The sequence below is a fragment of the Dorea hominis genome (assembly GCF_014287705.1).
In the GTDB taxonomy this organism is placed as follows: domain Bacteria; phylum Bacillota; class Clostridia; order Lachnospirales; family Lachnospiraceae; genus Dorea_D; species Dorea_D hominis.
Window position 1 is genome coordinate 275,430 of record NZ_JACOOY010000001.1, and the last position, 20,172, is coordinate 295,601.

Below are 20,172 nucleotides of genomic sequence, written 5' to 3' on the forward strand. Positions count from 1 at the left end.
TTTTGTTTTACGGTGTTACTTCAATCACTTCTACTGTATCGATTGCTTCCTGAACCATAGCATCGATCTTCTCAGCCAATTTCTCCTCTGATCTGCGAATCACTTCTATATTCGGCTTTGTAACCGGATGTTTAGCCACAAAAATCGTACAGCAGTCTTCGTACGGCTGAATCGATGTCTCATAAGTGTCGATCTTCTCTGAAATATCTACAATCTCCTGTTTGTCAAATCCAATGACCGGACGATATACCGGAAGTGTGCATACATCATTTGTCGCTGCAAGGCTATGCATTGTCTGACTTGCGACCTGACCAATGCTCTCTCCTGTGATCATTCCAAGACATCCGTCTGCTTTTGCAAAATGTTCTGCGATCCGCATCATATAACGACGCATAATGATCGTCAGCTCATCATGCGGACACTGATCATAAATATAGAGCTGGATATCTGTAAAGTTTACCACATGAAGCTTGATCGGTCCGGAATATCTTGCTACAATCTTTGCAAGGTCTACAACCTTCTGCTTTGCACGTTCACTTGTATACGGTGGTGCATGGAAATAAGTTGCTTCCAGTCCAACTCCACGTTTGGAGATCATATAACCGGCAACCGGGCTGTCAATGCCGCCTGACAGAAGAAGCATGGCACTTCCATTTGTTCCAACCGGCATTCCACCTGCTCCCGGAATGATCTGTGAATACACATAAATCTCATTACGTACTTCAACATGCAGCATCACATCTGGTTTGTGCACATCTACATGTGTCTCCGGGAATGCATCCAGAATTGCCTCTCCCAGATCACAGTTGATCTCCATGGAAGTCTTCGGGTAAGATTTTCTCGCTCTTCTTGCTTCCACTTTGAAAGAAAGCTTCTTATCCGGATATACTTCATCCATATATGCAACGACATCTTTTTTCAACTGGTCAAAGCCCTGATCTTCCATACGGACAACCGGACAGATACCTACCAGTCCGAACACTCTTTTTAAATGCTCTACTGTATCGTCATAATCATATTCACCTTCACAGTCCACATAAATACGTGCCTGTGATTTATAAACATTGAAAGTTCCTTCTACATCTTTTAAAGCGTAACGCACCTGTCTTACAAGTGCATCTTCAAAAAGATAACGGTTCTTTCCTTTAATTCCAATCTCTCCATATTTTAACAAAAAAGTATGAAATCTCATCTTATGTCTCCTTTTCGCTTCCGGACCGGTTAGTGTCTGGTATATTTTCTAAGCACCGGTACTATATTATAAAGGGTATCCAAAGTATAGTCAATCTCTTCTGATGTAGTAAATTCCGACATACTGAAGCGAAGTGTGGCATCTAAAAATTCCTGCCCTGCTCCGATTCCTTTTAACACGCCGCTCACCTGCGGATGGTTGGAAGCGCAGGCAGATCCGGAGGATACATAGATTCCCTTTTCCTCCAGTGCATGCAGGAGCACTTCGCTTCGGATACCTGCAAATCCGACACTGATAATATGCGGCGCACTCGTCTCATCATAGAGCCCATGGATCGTCGTATTTTCAATCCTGGCAATTCCTTCGATGAAATGCTCTTTCAGCTTACGCATCTTCTGCACTTTTTCATCCAGATCCTCGTAAATTGTCTTCGCTGCAAGAGACAGTCCTGCAATACCCGGAACGTTTTCCGTACCGGAGCGGATATTCTTCTGCTGTTCTCCTCCAAACAGAATTGGTTTGATCTTCACTTTGCTGTCAATATACAGCACTCCTGTTCCTTTCGGTCCATGAATCTTATGACCGCTGATGGAGCAGAGATCTACACCCAGTTTCTTCGGATGGATCCTGTATTTGCCAAATCCCTGTACTGCATCTACATGAAACAGAATATTTTTATTATATGCTTTCACAATACTTGCCGCTTCTGCGACCGGCTGTACAGAACCAACTTCATTATTTACATACATCACAGACACCAGTATCGTTTCATCACAGAGTGCCTCCTTCAATGCCTCTAACTGCACTCTTCCATAACGGTCAACCGGAAGAAATGTAACCCGGAATCCCTGTTCTTCCAGATAGCGCATCGTATTGATGATCGCAGGATGTTCAATTCCTGTCGTGATCAGATGATTACCTGCGCGTCTGTTTGCCATTGCTGTTCCGATCAGAGCCAGATTATCACTCTCTGTTCCTCCAGATGTGAAAAATATTTCTTTTTCCTGTACTTTTAAAAGTCTGGCAAATGTCTCTTTTGTATCTTTTATATATTGTTCTGCTTCAACGCCTTTTCTGTGCAGAGAAGATGGATTGCCATAATCTTCGCACATCACATGCGCAACCAGTTTTCCGACACTGTCGTAAGCTCTGGTTGTTGCTGAATTGTCCAGATAAACTTCTTTCATGTTCTTCTCTCCTGCTTATTTTCACTATTAGCTTATGTATCATTCTTCCAAATGGAACATAAGTACCGACAACGTTGTAAGTCCCGCTGTCTCCGTTCTTAAAATCCTCTTTCCCAGTGTGATCGTATGTGCGCCTGCCGCCAGTGCCTGTTCGATCTCTGCTTCTTCAAATCCGCCTTCCGGTCCGATAAATATCCCAACGCTCTGCCCCGGCCATATTTTCTCAAGAAGTGTTTTTGTCTCTTTCATACCTTCTGCACATTCATACGGTACGAGAATGACATCCAGCTGCTTTGCCTGTTCCAGTGCTTCTTTAAATGTACACACCGGTATAACTTCCGGGATTACACTCCGACCGGACTGCTTTGCCGCACTTCTGGAAATTTCCTGCCATCGTTCCTGCTTCTTTGCTGCCTTTTTCGCATCCAATTTTACAACGCAGCGCTTCATGGAAACCGGAACAATCTGATAAGCTCCAAGTTCTACCGACTTCTGCACGATCCACTCCATCTTTTCCTGCTTTGGCAGTCCCTGGAACAGATAAATTCTGGATGGAAGTTCTGTACTGCTCTCTTCCTGCGATTCTATTTTAAGTACGGCCTCCTTATCTTCATAAGAATCAATCACACACTGGTATGTCTTTCCGGCTCCGTCACTGACTGTCACACGTTCCCCCGCATGCATACGCAGAACGTTCTTCATATGATTCACATCCGAACCATTCAGACGTATCCACTCACCTTCTGCCTGGGACGGTTCAATAAAAAAATGCTGCATCTTTTTTCTCCTGTCTGAGCTGCCTGTTTTTATTTATGCATTTTTACGTGCGACAACAGAAACCCATTCCCCCTGGTGGTTCACTTCCAGGACTTCCAGTCCTGCCGCCTTTACAGCCTCTGTTACAACTGTTTCTTTGTCCTCAATGATACCACTTGTAATATATACAGCTCCCGGTTTCATCTGGTGTACGATTACCGGAGTCAGTGGCTCCAGAACATCCGCAAGGATGTTAGCAAGTACAATGTCGTATTTTTCATATCCGACAGCATCCTGCACGTCTTTATCATCAATAATATTACCGATCATAACTTTATATTGATCTTTTGCTATACCGTTTACTTCCATATTTTCATGGGTGGCATCAAGCGCACACGGATCAAGATCTGTTCCGATGGAATGTCCTGCACCAAACTTCAGTGCAAGCATACCCAGGATACCACTTCCGCATCCTACATCCAGAACAAGATCTCCATTTTTTACATACTTTCTCAGCGCACGGATACAAAGTTGTGTTGTTTCATGCATTCCTGTACCAAAAGCTGTACCCGGATCAATGTGGATCACCAGTTTATCACTGTCTTCTGCTTTTACATCTTCCCAGGATGGAATTACAAGGATATCATCAATATAGAACTGATGGAAATACTGTTTCCAGTTATTTACCCAGTCCACATCTTCTGTCTCGGATTCCTCAATCGTTGCATCTCCTACATCTACATATGCACGCATCTGTTCCATTTCTTCCCTTACCTGTGCAAGGATCGTTCCTGCATCCAGATCCGGGTCAAGATAAAATGTGAGATAGGCAACTCCGTCATCTTCCGGAATATCTGGTAATATATCCACAAACATCTGCTCTTTGTCCTGCTGTGTAAGCGGGATCTTATCTTCAATCTGCACGCCTTCGATTCCAAGATCCGCCAGCATGCTGCTAACAATATCTTCTGCTTCAGTTGTTGTTTTTAATCGGAATTGATTCCATTTCATGATTTTCTCTCCTTCATACAATATATCATCCGTTATATTAACATTGCTCAAAAGCTCCAGCTCTTCCAAACCCAGGAACAGCCAGAGCTTCATAATTAATCAAGGTCAATGAAATCCACCTTAAAGGTATCATCATCTTCCATATGCCCTCTCTTCTTTTTCGGTGTCTCTCCGAGAAGATCATCTAAATCATCAATCGTAAGTTCTTCTCTTGGAGTATATCCGGCAAATACATTTTTATCCAGATTGCCGTAATCATCCTCTTCATAAGTAATCTCTCCGAATTCGTCTTCGTCATAAGCATCGTATTCGTCTTCAAAATCATCTTCGTCATAAGCATCTTCATACGCGTCTTCTGCATCATATGCATCATAATCATCTTCTACATATGCTTCTTCAAATGCATCTCCATCATCTACATTATCAAAATCTTCTCCGTCGTAAGTTTCAAAATCATCTTCATCTGATTGTTTTTTCTTACCAAAACGAGATTCTTTTTTATTCTTCTTTTCTTTTTTGTTTTTTACCGGTACCGGCTCTTCTTCCACATCAATACCGTACTCATCATAAAGCTCATCTAACTCTGCGTTACGGTTATGCAGTTTGATACCAAGAATAATAAGGATCAGTAAAAGAACAATTGCTCCGATTCCTCCTGCAAGAATAATCATCTGTAAATGATCATTTACAAATGCCGGAAGCTTGTTGGAAGTAGTTTTACTGGATGTATCTGTCTTAGAAGTCTCAGACGGATCATCCATTCTCTGGTAAGTATTCTCCTGGGAATCATACTGATAATATCCGGTCTCGCCTTTGTTATTCATTGCATACAGGACATAATAATCTGTACTGTCACTATTCTGCCATACCGGAAATTCTTTATCATTTAAAGTCAGCTTTGCTTCCTGATAATTCGATGGAAGCTTTACTTTGGACGTATCGCTCAGCACAACAATAGATGTACTATCAGAAATACTGACTTCCTCATATGGAGAAAAAGTTGCATCTTCTTCATTATACATGAAAAAGTCACCTTTTTTATCACTGTCCATCAAATAACCAAGTGTAATGCCACTGTCTTCATTCTTCACCATCTGACGGTCTTCTCCGTCCAGTGAAACAGTCACTCTGGAATATCCCGTCGGAACATCATTATCTGAAAATTCATCTGTCAGCGTATAAGACTTTCCATTTACTTTTACAGTCTTATCTGCTGCATTTCCAGCTTTGCTGCTCTTGGAATCACTTTTTATCTTGGATGGATCACCCGCTGCAATCTTAACTGTTGAATTCCCCTGATCCAGTGTCAGTGTCGTACCGACATCGGACGCAATCGTTGCGCCGGAAACTTCAACCTTGGTGCTTCCTTCTTTTAACGCCTGAAACTTCATTGTAAAAGAAGTTTCTGTAGAGCCGCCGGTTCCTGTATAAGTCAGTGCTCCGCCATTTTCCTTCACACCATCTCCAGATTCAAATTTCAATGAAGCCGTATCATAGCTCAACTTCACTTCCATATTTCCAAGGCTTGAACTTGTGGAGCGTACTACACATTTCACTTCTACTTCATCACCAACTGCTGTGCTTGGATCTGTAAAAGAGATTCTTCCATCTGCTGCATGTGCAACGAAAGAAAAACAAGACACGCACAGACAGAGAGTCAATAAAGCTACACTGAGTTTCTTAAATGCTTTCATGTTCTTTCTATTCCTCCTAAATCAACTTTTATTCTGTCCCGCCACCAGTTGTATTATTATTGCTTTTACTTTTTCCGGAGTCACTGGTTGAGTTTGTAATCACCGGTTTATTACTGTTATTGTTATTGTTTATATTACTGTTATTATCTGTATTCGTCTCTTCTTCTGTATTCATATTCGCTGGACGTACAACATTCGTCAGATTGGAAATCTCTGTTGAAATCATCTGCACTGTAGAAGATACCGTTTTTGTCTCGTTCGGGTACAGGAACTTATGCAATTCTTCTACATTCTCAGCCAGTCCAAGCGGTACAACAACATCTCCTGCATTCCTGTAGATAATTCCATCCGTCTTCTCAAACGGGAAGCCCTGACTGTCACCCAGCTTATAACTTGAGGCACTCGCCGCAAGCGAAAGTACATCTTTCAGCGAAAAACTCGTAGATACCTGTGGAAATATCTTATCCACAATCTTATTAAGTGTACCAATGTCTGCCTTAATACCTTTTTCGTACAACTTCTTAATCACAAGACGCTGTCTCTCTGTACGCTTGTAATCTCCGCCTTCCAGCTTACGAAGTCTTGCATATGTTACAGCCTGCGGTCCATCCAGTGTATAGACACCACCGCCATTTAACTTATGCGCCTTCTTCTTGGATGCTTTTGCTGTCTCACCGACATACTTATTCAGCATCTTCGCTTCCGGATCGGTTACCTGTATCTTAATTCCGCCAAGCATATCTACCACATCAGACATTGCTTTGAAATCGACGGTTGCATAATCCTGAATATCCAGGTCCAGATTCTTGTTCAGCATGTTGATTGCTGCTTTCGGACCGCCTGAAAAATATGCATGATTCGCTTTATTATAGGTATTATCATCCTGCTGCAGAAGCGTATCTCGGTAAATGGACGCCATACGGATCACACCTTCTTTGTGGTCAAGCGCTACAATTATGATCGTATCCGTGCGCGTACCGGCTTCCAGTTCTCCTTCTCTGGAGTCGCCTCCGAATAACGCTACTGTTGTATATCCTTCCTTCTTCACCCCGGAATTGATTTTAATATCATCTGAGTTAATCTCTACACGCTGGAACTTGTCATACTTCGCCATGACAAAAGCTGTTGCGGACAATGCCAGCAATATGATCACTTCGATTGCCAGTACGATTGCACGCCTTCTTCTTCTGTTCCTTCGCTTTTTTCTGGCCTTGGCAGCCTGCACTGCTTTAAGGTTTCTCTGATTCCTCTTCTTTGCCATATCAAGCCTCACTTTTCTTTTTATACAAAATACTACAATATATTACTATATTTTTGCAAAAAGTGCAACCTAAATTAACTCTTCTTTCGTAACCCGAAGAGCTTCTGCTACGACATGGTGCATATCCATGTATTTATATGTTCCAAGTCTTCCTCCAAAAATGACTTTCTTTTCTTCCTTTGCAAGTTTCTCATAAGAATGATACAGCATATTATTCTTCTCATTATTTACCGGATAGTAAGGCTCATCACCTTTCTTCCATGCTGCAGGATATTCTCTGGATATGACTGTCTTATCCTGTGTGCCAAACTCGAAATGCTTGTGTTCAATGATTCTTGTGTACGGTACTTCGTATTCCGTATAATTTACAACTGCATTTCCCTGATAATTCGGCTGATCCAGTACTTCCGTTTCAAAAGAAACACTACGGTACTCCAGTTCTCCGAACTGATATCCATAATATGCATCGATCGGACCGGTATATACTATTTTCTCTGCAAGTGCATCCAGTTCGTCTTTGTGTTCCAGGTAATCCACACCAAGTCTTACTTCTGCCTTTGCAAGCATCTTCTCGATCATAGCTGTATATCCACCAATCGGGATTCCCTGATAAATATCATTAAAATAATTATTATCATAAATATACCGCACCGGCAGACGTTTAATAATCTCCGGTGGAAGCTCTGTTGCGCGATGCCCCCACTGCTTCTCTGTATATCCTTTGATCAGTTTCTCATAAATATCTTTTCCGACCAGGTTGAGTGCCTGTTCTTCCAGATTCGCCGGATGCTCTGTGCGATAAGCTGCTGCCTGTTCTTCGATCTTCGCTTTTGCCTCTGCCGGTGTCACAACACCCCACAGTTTATTGAATGTGTTCATATTAAATGGAAGATTATAGATTTCTCCTTTATAATTCGCTACCGGGCTGTTCGTATAACGGTTGAACTCTGCAAACTGCTGTACATACTCCCAGACTTCTCTGTTGCTTGTATGGAAAATGTGCGCTCCATACTGGTGAACCTGAATTCCTTCAACTTCTTTTGTATAAATATTTCCACCAATATGATCTCTTTTCTCCACTACCAGACATTGTTTTCCTTTTTTCCCCGCTTCATACGCGAAAATGGATCCGAATAAACCAGATCCGACAATTAAATAATCATACATCATTTTTCCACCCGTTTTTCTACACTTTTTTTTGTTTATTCTAACAAAAAAAGGATGTACATGTCAATTATGTACACCCTTTCCTTATTATTTTACTTATTCTGCTTCGTTTTCACTGCTTCCGCCTCCGGTATTGCCGTCTCCGGATTCACTGCTTCCGCCTCCGGATTCACTGCTTCCATCTCCGGTATTACTTCCAGAGTTTCCGCCTGTACTGCCTCCGGTATTTCCACCTGTACTGCCTCCGGTATTTCCACCTGTGCTGCCTCCGGTATTTCCAGAATGATTTCCCGAATTGTTATTCTTATTGCTGTTGTTATTTTTATTACTGTTTGTACCGCTGTTTCCGTTGTTACGATTACTGTTCTTATTATTATGGTAACTGCTGTTGTTATTCTTATAAGACCTTGTCGGTGTATACTTATTCGATTCCTGTGCCTTATCTTCCGGCGTTATCTTATATGTCTTACTGTTCAGCGTCGAACTGCTTTCTGCCTGTCTCTGTCCGACTCTTGCGACAACTGCATTGCTGATTGTCTTCACTTCACTGGATGTTTTGTAATTTTCATCATCATACAGAAACTTATGCAGTTCTTTTACATTGTTGTCCAGTTTTACCGGAATAACAATACTTCCCAGTCCGGAAATCGTATCTGTCGTTTTTTCAAACGGGAATCCGGATGAGGCACCGATCTTATACTTTGTAAAATCTTTCGCATAAGAGAGGATCTCTGCTGCTGAAAAGTTTGTCTTAATTGTCGGAAGTAATTTATCAATGATCTTGTTGATCGTAGCAAAATCTGATTTCTGTGCCTTCTCAACGATCTTCTGGATAACGAGACGCTGTCTCTCCGTTCGTGTGAAATCCCCGCCCGCTGTTGAACGGATACGTGCATAGGTTGTCGCCTGCACACCATTGAGATGCTGTTTTCCAGGCTTGGTAACTTTCTTTGCCTTTTTCTTTGCAACTCTGGCTGTCTCACCAACAAACTTATTCAGATACTGAATCTCTTCTTTTTTCACATTTATATCCAGACCACCAAGTAAGTCTATCGTTTCTGAAATAGCTGCAAAATCCACAGTTGCAAACTTTTCAATATCCAGATCCAGATTCTTATTCAGCATATTGATTGCCTGTGTCGGACCACCGAAACTATATGCTGCATTACATTTCTGCAGGTGTCCGTCTTTGATGTCCAGAAGAGTATCTCTGTAAACACTGGACATACGCACTTCTTTTGTCTTATTATTCAGACTTGCTACAATAATACAGTCTGTTCTGGTTCCTTTTTCCAGCTCACCGCTTCTGGAATCGATTCCGAAAAGTGCTACATTCGTATAACCTTCCCCGGTCTCTTCTGCTTCTTTGTTCACCTGAATATCTGCCGCATCGATTTCCTCCGTGTCAAGTTTGCCAAGCTTGGCTGCCACAAATATCACGCCACTTGCCGCAAGACAAAGCACCAGACTTCCCATACAGAGTGCAATCTTCTTTCCTATGCTTAGACGCGAGAACCAGTTTCCTGCTCTTCTTCTGCGTCTTCTGCGCCTCTTTCCTGCCATGTTGTACCCCATTTCTTCTTAAATTTATCTTGTCATGCCATTCTTCGGATTCGAGTAAAATCCATAAACCTTTTTCGTCCCGTTCTTCTGATATGCACGTATTTTATACTTGTACTTTGTACGCTTTTTCAGTCCTTTATCCGTATAAGAAACAGTTTTTGGATTCGTGAGCGTTTTTATCTTCTTATACGCTTTCTTCTTCGTATTATAGCGGACAATCTCATACCCATCCACACCGATAATCTGTTTCCAGCTTAGTTTTATTTTACTTTTTGAAACAGCCTGTGTCTTAAGAGATGGAAAACCAATGCGTGCTCCCGCACCGGTCTTTATGTAGCTTTTCATTACATATCCCGTCTTCTTCGTTCCGTTCAGCTTCGCTGTAACTTTATACCAACCGCCGCGTGCTCCTGTTACCGATACTGTTTTTCCTCTTGTAAGAGTTCCCTGGCTCTTATAAGAAGTAGATGGTCCTTTGCGGAAATTCACACTTGAAACGCTGACTCTTCCTGTCTCTGCTTTCTTCGTTACCGCTTTTGCTTCTGTATACCCGCTGTATCCTTTTACGCCACTTACCGATTTATATGCACGAATCCGGTATGTATAGGTCTTAGAAGCATCCAGATCCGCATCTGTATAAGATAACGTCTTCGGACTTGTAACGGTCTTTATCGTAGTATAAGACTTCTTCACAGAATCATAACGCTGTATAATATATCCGCTTGCGTCTGCTGACTGTTTCCAGCCAAGTGAAATCCGATTCAGTGCTGTTCCTTTTGCTGAAAGTGCGGTGCCGTCAATTCCGGTTACACCTGTAGCTGCCGGTGTGAAAGAACTGTAATCTTCCCCTGCATCTTCCTCTAAAAATGCACGCACTTTATAAGTTCCCGCCTCGCCTTTTCCAAGTCCGGTATCTGTATAAGTTGTTGCATCCGCATCTTCGATCGTTGCAATCTTTACGTATTTATCTGCTGTATTTTTCTTGAAAACTTCATAGCCGAATGCATGCTCGATCGGATCCCACTGCATCGTAATACTGTCCTGTGTTGTCTTTTTTATCTTCAAAGTTTCCTGCTGTTTTACATAACGAAAATTCATATCTACATTATTATCATTGATTCCGCTTATTCTTCCAGTCGGGCTATACTGCCAGTATTCGTATGTTCTTCCATAAGTAACTTTTGTATTATACTGTGCCAGCCAGATCTTATATTTACCATCGATCTGATCTGCATACATATCATTTGTCAGCATCGAACGATTCGCATAAACCATCGGTGTGTAGCCTTTGGATGCAACTCTTGCGCAAAACGCATTGCAGATCTTCGTCTTCTTCGCTCTGCTGAGTTTCGCAGTTGCCAGTCTTCCCAGCGTCGGCGTTACATATTCGTAATCCAGGACAATCGGAAGCTTTAATTTGTATTTGCTGACTTTTGAAATAATATAATCCGCTTCTTCTCTCGCTTCTTTCTCTGTGATCGCCTGTGAGAAAATATAAGCGCCAACCGGGATGCCCGCATTGATCGCTGCCGGAATATAATTATCTACCTGCTTGTCCGGATATAATTTTCCTTCTCCGTAAGAGCGGTATCCCGCACGGATGATCGCAAACTGCACACCGGCAGCCTTTACTTTCTTCCAATCAATATTCCCCTGATGATAAGATACATCAATTCCGGTCTGGATCTCATATCCGACTTTAAACTTAGACGCATGCTGATATTTCGAATTGTTGATCACTGCTCTTGCTTTTGCCGAAGCAAGTGTATCATAAAATTCCGGTGCAATCTTTCCATTCAGACGGTAATCTCCCGGGTCACCATCTTCAGGTATCTCTGCGGCTTTTGTACAAAACGGAAGCATGGAAATACTTACACACATTGTCAGAAGCGCCGCCAGTATTCTTGTTCTCTTTTTCATTCTACTTTTATAATCTCCTCATATTCTGGTATTGCCTGTCATTCCATGAAAGTTAAACTAATTTTTAATTTACAATATACTTACATAACTTGTCAACATATAGCCGGTCTTTTTCTTGCCTTTTACAGAAAATGAGATTTTATACCAGCTTCCCTTTGTTCCTGTCACCGAAATCTTTGTTCCTTTTGTAAGAGTTGTCACTTTTTTATAAGAAGTTCCCGGACCTTTACGCACATTGACATTCGTTGCATTTACTTTTGCCTGACGCGATGTGATCTTCACATAATCATCTAAAATATAGCCTGTTTTACTCTTTCCGTTTATACTTGCTTTTACTTTATACCAGCTTCCACTCTTCCCAGTCAGAGTAACATTTTTTCCTTTTTTCAACTGCGCGATCTTTGCTTTAGAAATTGATGCGCCTTTACGGAAATTTACATTGCTGCCTTTGATTTTTCCGGAAACCGCTTTTTTCGTAGTCGCTTTCACAGCCGAAGTATAGGAACTGTACACTGTTGTTCCGTTTGCTTTCTTATATGCACGGACACGATATTTGTATGTCGTTGCTGCATTTAAACCTGTATGATTGTAGGACACTGTAGAACCATTGCTAATCGTCTTTATTGTCTCGTAGGCTTTTTTTGAGCTATTGTATTTTTGAATCTTATAACCGCTTGCTCCGTTCACTTTACTCCAGGATAATTTTACCGTATAAAAATTCTTTCCGGATGCTTTAAGAGCCGGAGTCTTCAATGTTCCGGATGCTGTTGTGTCTGAAGTATCTTTTTTTATGTAGCGGAAGTTCATATCCACCCTTCCGCTGATTCCATCCACAGCTCCGGCCGCAGAATATTGCCAGAAATTATAATCTCCGGTATACGTCGTTTTAGATGTATAATTGGCAAGCCAGATCATATAGTTTTTGCTGATATCGGATGCATTTAACTTATTTTTCAACATATCAGCATTTGCATATACCATCGGTGTGTATCCTTTAGATGCCACTCTCGCGCAAAATGCATTGCATATGGCAGTTGCCTTTGATTTGCTTAATTTGGCATCATAGAGACGTCCTTCATTCTTCCCGCTATCACTGTAATATTCAAAATCCATCACCAGTGGCAGTGTAATCTTATATCCTTTTACCTGGGAAATCAGAAGATCTGCTTCTGCTTTTGCCTCTGCTTCCGTCGTTGCCTGTGAAAATATGTATGCCCCTACAGGAATTCCTGCTGCAAGCGCGTTTTTCAGATTTGTCACACCTGTTTCATCGATTCCCATGGATCCGGCAGAGCCATATCCGCGGTAAGCCATACGCACCAGCGCAAACTGAACACCGGCTTTTTTCGCTCTGCCCCAGTCAATCTTTCCATTCCATTTGGATACATCGACTCCGGTCTGGATTGTATAACCGCTCTTGAACTTATCTGCATGCTTATAGTTCGCCGTTGTTCTTGTCATTGACTGTCCACCAAAAAATTCCGGTGCAATATGTCCGGCTAATCTTCCGGCTCCCGGATCGTCTGCTCCGTTCACATTAGAAGCTTCTGTATTTTCCGTTTCCTGTGTTACTGTTGTTTCTGCCGTCGCATCCTGCGCATATACAGATGCCGGAACTGCGGTCACACAAAGTGCCAGTGCTGTCATCATTGCTACAAGTATATTCCGTTTCTTCATATTTATTATCTCCTGTTCTATTTCCCTACACCCAAATCATCTGCAGAAACTATTTCTAACAATTTCTTTCAGATAATAGCTTTACTAAAACAGAATACCGTAACAATGCGGTTATTGTCAAATTTCAGGAAGCTGTATTGGCATTTTCTATAAAATATTTTAATTATAGGAAAAAGATGGAATTTATTCTTTTCCACCTTTAAAAACTACAAATCTCTGTCCAAAATAATTCAGTCCCACAAACAGACACATTCCCGCAAACATGGCAATATTATCTTGTATCTTTGTGCCATATCCGTTGAAGATCTGATATACACATGGCTTTGCGATACCATATGCCAGAACATAACAAATTACAATATTTACAGCAAATGTTATCACTTCGCGAAGTGATTTTTCTTTACTCCGGAACGTAAAATGTTTATTCAGAAAATAACTTACAATACTTCCTATAATATAATTGCACGCGGAAGCAATCCAGTATCCGGTATGGAATCCATTATACAGCAAAAACATTACCGCTGATCCCACCAGTGTATTGATCACTCCGACGATCAAAAATTTTATTGTTACCCAATCAATTACTTTCTTCATCTTATTTTCGTTCTTCCCTCTTTTGTTTTCTTTTTCTATTGCCTTTTATTCTCTCTCATTTTACTTTTTATCAGTTCCCATATCCTGCTTGGCATCTGTATCTTTGTAAGTACGCTCACTGATAATGTAACGTGGGCGATGCTTAGTCTCCAGATAAATCTTTCCGATATATTCTCCGATCACACCAAGAAATAACATCTGGATTCCTCCGATAAAACATACAATACAGGTTACACTCGCCCATCCCGGTGCCGTCTCTCCAACCAGCGCACCGATCACTGCCCAAAGGATTCCGATAAAACTCAGACTTGCAACAAGCAACCCAAAGGAAGTAATCAGACGAATCGGTTTTACTGACAGACTGGTAATTCCATCAAATGCTAAAGCCAGCATTTTCTTTAACGGATAATGGCTTTCTCCGGCGATACGCTCTGCTCTTTCATAATATACAGACGTACTTTTAAAACCAACAAGTGGAACCATGCCACGAAGGAAAATGTTTACTTCTTTATAATTCGCAAATTCCTGTAATACACGACTGGAAATCAGGCGATAATCTGCATGATTATAAACAACCTCTGCTCCCATCCAGTTTAATAACTTATAAAATCCTTCTGCCGTAAACCGCTTAAAAACTGTATCCGTATCTCGTTTTGAACGTACGCCATACACAACTTCACAGCCATCCAGATACGCATCTACCATACGATCCATGGCGTTAATATCATCTTGTCCGTCGCAATCAATCGAAATTGTAATATCACACTGGTCTTTTGCTTCCATAAGACCTGCCAGTACAGCATTCTGATGTCCTCGGTTCCGGCTCTGGCAGATTCCAATATAATGCGGATCTTCTGCTGAAAGTTTCCGGATAATATCCCATGTTGAATCTTTTGATCCATCATTTACAAATAATATCCGGCTGTCATCTGTAATCTTTTCTTCTGTTACTAACTGCCGGATCTTTGCCAGAAACTGCTTACTGGTAATCGGCAGTACTTCCTCTTCATTGTAACACGGAATCACAATATAAAGAGTTGGTGTTTTCTCTCTGATATTCTTTATTTCTATATTGTTCTCCATATTTGTTTCTGCCTTCATCTGCTATCGCTCTCCTTTCTCAACATTTTCATTGCAGCGTTTTTTAGGTATTATTACCAGAACAATTGCTGTCCACAGTAAAAAGATTCCTGCTATTACCAGCATCTGTTTTTTGTCACACCACGGCTCTTTTGTCTCTTTATACACTTGCAGATACAAATTTTCAAAATGATTCCTTCCATCTACTTTCAATTTTCCTTTATAACTGTGCATATAAAACTCTTTTCTATACCACACCCGTAATTTGCCTTTATGAGGTTTTTTATTCCAGATTCGTAAATGATAATCCTTATTCTCTTTTGTTGGTGTTACTTTTGGAAATTTAAGTATGACACTTCCATGCTCTCCCACCTTATCAGCCTGTATTTTTCCCCGGTAAATCCGGTTTCCCTTCTCATCTGTTAATTGTACCTGCAAAATATCATTAAACTCTTTTGCACGGTCTCCGGCACTTACGATCAATCCAATTCTGTTAAATGAATGTAATGCCTCAAACTTCTGATTTATATGGACTGTTTTTCCTACATCTTCCATCTTCTTTGCAGATGTTCCATTAATACAGTGCACACTCCACTGATACACAGGAATTTTGGATTTTCTCATCTGTTCTCCACTTACAAGGCAGATACAGATCACACACACAAGAAGCACCAGTTCTGTCCAGCCACATTTATATGCATATTTCTCATCCCTTTTCTGAAATAACTTTTCCTTACTCTCATCAATCCCTGCCATTCCCAATAATAGAAACAGCATCACAAATGGCATACCGTAAGAGCTTTTTATTTCCCAGATACAATAAAAAAGAATTCCACCTAATATAGATACTGCCCAGAATACCTGAAGGATATCTTCTTTTTTCCTTTTCAGCAGTCTCCATAATGCCAGACACAGAAAAGCCATATTAGAGATCCTGAATCCATAGCAGTATGCCCGGAACAGATCGAATCTGCTTCCTAATATCCATGTGTACAGCGGTGTATTCTTCTGATCCTGCGAAATTTTTTCTATCAGGTCTCCTCCATCCGCATAACACCACGAAACCATAAGTTTCTTCTGTTCAAAAGCCATCAGTTCACTGAAACTGTAACTTTTATAATTTTTTATCATCCGGTCAACTGTCGCCTGTGTTTTCTCTTCTTTTGTCCTGAACTGATGTGTATAAGCATAATCTTCTTTATTGTGCTCTCCGTCTCCATGTGACGCCATCATTAACCAATGTGTAATTGGATAATTCTGTGCTGAGACTGTTTCAAAATACGACTGGTTTAATCCCGATATGCCATGCGAAACTACAATTCCTATAAGCAGTACGATTCCAAAGCTCTGTATACTTTCTTTTATTTTCTTTTTTCCAATAAGATGATCCAAAATATAACAGAAAACAAATGCAATCATCGGGATCACTACCGTTGGACGGATATAATAACCGGTTATTCCGAATACAGCAAACAATATTGCAGAAATAACTCTGTCTTTCCATGACTCTTCTTTCAAAAGTCTGACTCCGAAATAGATTACTGCCGCCGTAAAAGGGATGGAAAATGAGCAGGTATATATCCACATTGGCAAAATATAATAAATCGGATTCAACACACATAATGTCAGAATTTTCGCTCCGCCTTTTAAACCTCCGATACGAATTCCTGTCAAATATAAAAATATTGTCGCAATAATCATTCCTGCCACAGATAAAGCTAACAGAGCAAACTGTACTTCTGTGATACCGGCACGGGACAACATATTGATAAATTTTGCAAATATAACAGTCAGGAAATAATTATTGGAAAACATTCCGAAATAAGATGCATGCGGTGCTGTATCAGAAATCGGCTTTTCTCCTGTCTTTGCGAGATACATTGCCATATCCTGCATGTTATATGCATCTGTAGACGAAAATGGAAGAAAATTACTAAGAATAACTCCGAAACCAGCTAATAATATCACAAATAATATACCCGTGTATATCCAGAGTCCCTTTTTTCCCATCTTGTCCAAACATCTGAAAAGGATGAGCAGAGAACTGCCAAGCAACAATGCAATAAGAATTGGAAGCAGCAACCGCATTACCGGTGACAAAATATCTGCAAACACCTGGCTTTGTGCTGTCACGATTGTCCCTGCTTCTATAAATACAATAAAAAATAAAGTCAATGCCATAACGGCTTTATATAGATTCAATTGTAATTTCATTCTAAAAGTATGCATATCTTTCTACTCTCGTATTTTATACCTCTATGATTTGTTCTTTTCGTAGTCTAGCACACTTTTTCCATTTATATGTCCATCTTCTGTAAAGCTTCAACAATTCTTAATATTATCTTCAGAAATTGTGGAAAAGGGAGCGACTTAATCGTTCCGTTCCCTTTTTATTACATTAATAGTAATATCTAAATAAATATATGAATTATAGTAACTCAATCCATTTGGATGTTCAGGTTTTTCTAATTTATATGTCGGTTTCCAGACATAATCTTTTTCTCCCAAATCATTTAACATTATCCGTTTTCTTTCACTTTATTCAGGCATGCTTCCGGGCAACACAAAAATACCATAGATGCAAGCACGCAAAAACATAAGCATATAACAAAAGCCGTTCTTCCAGAACACCATGCTTCCTGCTTTTCCAGATAAACACCCAGATACAGCCTTGACTTCATTTTATCGCCGGAAATTTTCATTACTCCTTTATAGCTATGGAGCACACCTTCTTTCCGTTTCCAGATATTTAAATTTCCTGCGTACTCACTTTTCTTCCATATTGTTAATTTATATTTTCTTTTACCTTCTGGTAAAACTTTCGGAATTTTTAATACAACTTCCTGCTGCCTGGAAAGATTTTTTGCTGCAATTTCTCCACGATATAACAATTTTCCGGAAGTGTCCGTCAATTTCACATATATACTTGCATTATTCTCTTTGGCTTTTCCCTTTGCGCCAGCCATGAGAACGATTCTGTTATATGGTCTGTCCGCATAAAAAATCTGCTCCAGACGAAATCGTTTCTGATATCCTTTTATTTTTCTTACAGATCCTATATCTGCACAATGGACTTCCCATTCTTTATGTACCGTTACAGACTGACTGATTTCTGCATACATCATTACTGAAACACTCACGATAAATATAATTATTGTTGTTTTCTGCCAGAAGTTTTTGCCTCCCTCATTTATACAAATACATTTTTTCTTTTTTTCTTTCATCTGCTCTGCTAAATATTCCATTCCATAACTTCCAAGGAGCAAAAGAAACATAAGAAATGGCATTCCATAAGACGCTTTTATTTCCCATATACTGTAAAAACATACGCCACCTAAAAATGATAATGTATAAAACACCTGATTTACATCCTGATTTCTTTTTTTCAGCATCTTCCATAATACAAGCAGAACCATCCCTATATTCGCAATACGAAAAGCATAACAATATGTTCGGAATAAATCCGATTTACTTCCAAGAATCCAGTTGTAAATAACTGTATTTTTCCGGTTCTGTGAAACCTTTTCCAAAAGATCATTTCCATCAGCATAGCACCAGGAAATATCTAATTTTTTATTTATAAAATCAAACAGCTCCGATAGCGAATATGCTTCATAATTCTCTTTTAACCGCTTTAAATCAGCCTTCTGTTTCTCCTCTTTTGACGGAAACTGTATCGTATATTTATAATCTGCAATATCAAGTTCACCAGTTCCATGAGATGCCATCATCATCCAGTGTGTAATTGGAATATTCTGATCAGATACCTCCGAAAAATATCTGTGATTTATCTTTGAAATTCCACCTATTGTAATCGCTGAAACCACGATTACAATTCCAACACATTCTCCTACCTCTTTCCACTGACGTTTTCCTGCAATCAGCTCTACAATAAGGCATATTAAAAAAGCAATAGCCGGTATCACAACGGTCGGTCGTATATAATATCCAACTGCAAGACTTCCTGCAAATAAAGCTGCAGATATACCTCTGCCCTTTCTTCCCTTTTCATGCAACAGACGAATAGCAAAGTATACTGTAGCAGCAGTAAATGGTACTGAAAGTGCATTTGTATATGCCCACAGCGGCAATATATAATATAGTGGATTACCTGCACAAAGTGCCAAAATCTCTGCTCCACCACGAATTCCCTTCACATATACTCCTGTCAAATACAAGAACATTGTTCCAACAAGCATCCCTCCAATTGTTAATATATATAATGGAATATATATATCCTGAATTCCAAGCCACAACAAAATCCTGAAATATTTTGCTAATAAAATTGTTAAAAAATAATTATTAGCATAATATCCAAAATATTCCATTGCATGAGGCGCATCCGCAGACACTCGGTGTTTCCCGGTCTTCGCCAAATAAAGTGCAAGATCCTGTACATTATAAGCATCCGATGAAGCAAATGGCTGAATATTATACAGAATTATTCCATACACAAGTAACATCATGAATACAATTACCAGCGTAGCTATTATAATTGACTTTTTTGAAGCATTTTGAAAAAAACGAAACAATAAAACATAACTGCCTATAACCGTCAAAATTAATATTATTAAAAATGCTATCCTTACCGCTGGCTGTAAAACAGACATAAACACACTGTTATGAGCATGAAAAATCGTTCCACTCCCTATCATCAACAACACGCAAAATGTTATAATCGTAATTATTTTATAAACACTCATACAAAATATTTTTTTATAATTACTCATTCCACTTTTCCTTTCTCCTAAAACATCCATTGTAGCATTTTAACACAAACCCTCTATATATTTTTTGATTTTCAGAAAATATTAAGAATAATATTTTCTGTTAGTATATTCTAACATATTTTTATTCTCATTTTGTGGTTATAACCTACAGAACCTGCCAATGGCAGCTTCCTCCGGATGCTATGACAAAAAAGACTTTTTGGACAATTAATTTTCGTCAAAAAGTCTTTCGTAATTCTCAAGCTATTTTTTTTGTAAACTCAGAAGTACTCTTTTCTCCATGAAAAGATCCAAATACTTCAAGGCAACTGCAAGAACAAATGAAATTAAAATATGAAGG

Annotated in this window: 14 protein-coding genes; all 14 read right to left on the bottom strand. The window is 39.9% G+C overall.

Annotated elements, in window-relative coordinates:
- Positions 1-7 precede the first annotated feature (7 nt).
- Positions 8-1,192 carry a tRNA uracil 4-sulfurtransferase ThiI gene (gene thiI / locus H8S07_RS01415; RefSeq protein WP_118287756.1) on the bottom strand — a complete coding sequence of 395 codons (1,185 nt, stop codon included), beginning with the start codon at positions 1,190-1,192 and terminating at the stop codon, positions 8-10.
- Positions 1,193-1,221: 29 nt separating this feature from the next.
- Entirely contained in the window at positions 1,222-2,379 is a 1,158-nt protein-coding gene (locus H8S07_RS01420) for a cysteine desulfurase family protein (RefSeq protein ID WP_186855270.1), read from the bottom strand.
- A gap of 39 nt (positions 2,380-2,418) precedes the next feature.
- Positions 2,419-3,156 (bottom strand): 16S rRNA (uracil(1498)-N(3))-methyltransferase, encoded by a 738-nt coding sequence (locus tag H8S07_RS01425; RefSeq protein WP_186855271.1) that lies wholly within the window; start codon positions 3,154-3,156, stop codon positions 2,419-2,421.
- Between the two features lie 33 nt (positions 3,157-3,189).
- Positions 3,190-4,146, bottom strand: a complete 957-nt coding sequence (prmA, locus tag H8S07_RS01430; RefSeq protein WP_186855272.1) for a 50S ribosomal protein L11 methyltransferase — start codon at positions 4,144-4,146, stop codon at positions 3,190-3,192.
- A gap of 95 nt (positions 4,147-4,241) precedes the next feature.
- A complete protein-coding gene (locus tag H8S07_RS01435; protein WP_186855273.1) occupies positions 4,242-5,840 on the bottom strand; it encodes a cohesin domain-containing protein in 1,599 nt (532 codons plus the stop codon).
- A 28-nt stretch (positions 5,841-5,868) separates the two neighbouring features.
- Positions 5,869-7,101, bottom strand: coding sequence for an LCP family protein (locus H8S07_RS01440; protein WP_186855274.1), 1,233 nt, complete (start codon positions 7,099-7,101; stop codon positions 5,869-5,871).
- Positions 7,102-7,170: 69 nt separating this feature from the next.
- Positions 7,171-8,268, bottom strand: coding sequence for a UDP-galactopyranose mutase (gene glf / locus H8S07_RS01445; RefSeq protein ID WP_186855275.1), 1,098 nt, complete (start codon positions 8,266-8,268; stop codon positions 7,171-7,173).
- Between the two features lie 96 nt (positions 8,269-8,364).
- The gene (locus tag H8S07_RS01450; RefSeq protein WP_186855276.1) at positions 8,365-9,831 is read right to left on the bottom strand and encodes an LCP family protein; all 1,467 of its coding nucleotides are present in this window, start codon (positions 9,829-9,831) and stop codon (positions 8,365-8,367) included.
- 24 nt (positions 9,832-9,855) lie between these two features.
- A complete protein-coding gene (locus H8S07_RS01455; protein ID WP_186855277.1) occupies positions 9,856-11,751 on the bottom strand; it encodes a GH25 family lysozyme in 1,896 nt (631 codons plus the stop codon).
- Positions 11,752-11,820: 69 nt separating this feature from the next.
- Positions 11,821-13,428: a GH25 family lysozyme gene (locus H8S07_RS01460; RefSeq protein ID WP_186855278.1), complete on the bottom strand. Its 1,608-nt coding sequence runs from the start codon at positions 13,426-13,428 to the stop codon at positions 11,821-11,823.
- A 183-nt stretch (positions 13,429-13,611) separates the two neighbouring features.
- Positions 13,612-14,022 carry a GtrA family protein gene (locus H8S07_RS01465; RefSeq protein ID WP_186855279.1) on the bottom strand — a complete coding sequence of 137 codons (411 nt, stop codon included), beginning with the start codon at positions 14,020-14,022 and terminating at the stop codon, positions 13,612-13,614.
- A gap of 60 nt (positions 14,023-14,082) precedes the next feature.
- On the bottom strand, positions 14,083-15,105 hold the full coding sequence (locus H8S07_RS01470; protein ID WP_186855287.1) for a glycosyltransferase family 2 protein: 1,023 nt from the start codon (positions 15,103-15,105) through the stop codon (positions 14,083-14,085).
- Positions 15,106-15,126: 21 nt separating this feature from the next.
- Positions 15,127-17,331 (bottom strand): glycosyltransferase family protein, encoded by a 2,205-nt coding sequence (locus H8S07_RS01475; protein ID WP_186855280.1) that lies wholly within the window; start codon positions 17,329-17,331, stop codon positions 15,127-15,129.
- Between the two features lie 290 nt (positions 17,332-17,621).
- Positions 17,622-19,556 carry a glycosyltransferase family protein gene (locus H8S07_RS01480; protein ID WP_186855281.1) on the bottom strand — a complete coding sequence of 645 codons (1,935 nt, stop codon included), beginning with the start codon at positions 19,554-19,556 and terminating at the stop codon, positions 17,622-17,624.
- Positions 19,557-20,172: the final 616 nt, after the last annotated feature.

Bases quoted from the DNA above. Each gene is read 5' to 3' on its own strand.
- thiI (WP_118287756.1), bottom strand. From the start codon at position 1,192: ATGAGATTTCATACTTTTTTGTTAAAATATGGAGAGATTGGAATTAAA.
- H8S07_RS01420 (WP_186855270.1), bottom strand. From the start codon at position 2,379: ATGAAAGAAGTTTATCTGGACAATTCAGCAACAACCAGAGCTTACGAC.
- H8S07_RS01425 (WP_186855271.1), bottom strand. From the start codon at position 3,156: ATGCAGCATTTTTTTATTGAACCGTCCCAGGCAGAAGGTGAGTGGATA.
- prmA (WP_186855272.1), bottom strand. From the start codon at position 4,146: ATGAAATGGAATCAATTCCGATTAAAAACAACAACTGAAGCAGAAGAT.
- H8S07_RS01435 (WP_186855273.1), bottom strand. From the start codon at position 5,840: ATGAAAGCATTTAAGAAACTCAGTGTAGCTTTATTGACTCTCTGTCTG.
- H8S07_RS01440 (WP_186855274.1), bottom strand. From the start codon at position 7,101: ATGGCAAAGAAGAGGAATCAGAGAAACCTTAAAGCAGTGCAGGCTGCC.
- glf (WP_186855275.1), bottom strand. From the start codon at position 8,268: ATGTATGATTATTTAATTGTCGGATCTGGTTTATTCGGATCCATTTTC.
- H8S07_RS01450 (WP_186855276.1), bottom strand. From the start codon at position 9,831: ATGGCAGGAAAGAGGCGCAGAAGACGCAGAAGAAGAGCAGGAAACTGG.
- H8S07_RS01455 (WP_186855277.1), bottom strand. From the start codon at position 11,751: ATGAAAAAGAGAACAAGAATACTGGCGGCGCTTCTGACAATGTGTGTA.
- H8S07_RS01460 (WP_186855278.1), bottom strand. From the start codon at position 13,428: ATGAAGAAACGGAATATACTTGTAGCAATGATGACAGCACTGGCACTT.
- H8S07_RS01465 (WP_186855279.1), bottom strand. From the start codon at position 14,022: ATGAAGAAAGTAATTGATTGGGTAACAATAAAATTTTTGATCGTCGGA.
- H8S07_RS01470 (WP_186855287.1), bottom strand. From the start codon at position 15,105: ATGGAGAACAATATAGAAATAAAGAATATCAGAGAGAAAACACCAACT.
- H8S07_RS01475 (WP_186855280.1), bottom strand. From the start codon at position 17,331: ATGCATACTTTTAGAATGAAATTACAATTGAATCTATATAAAGCCGTT.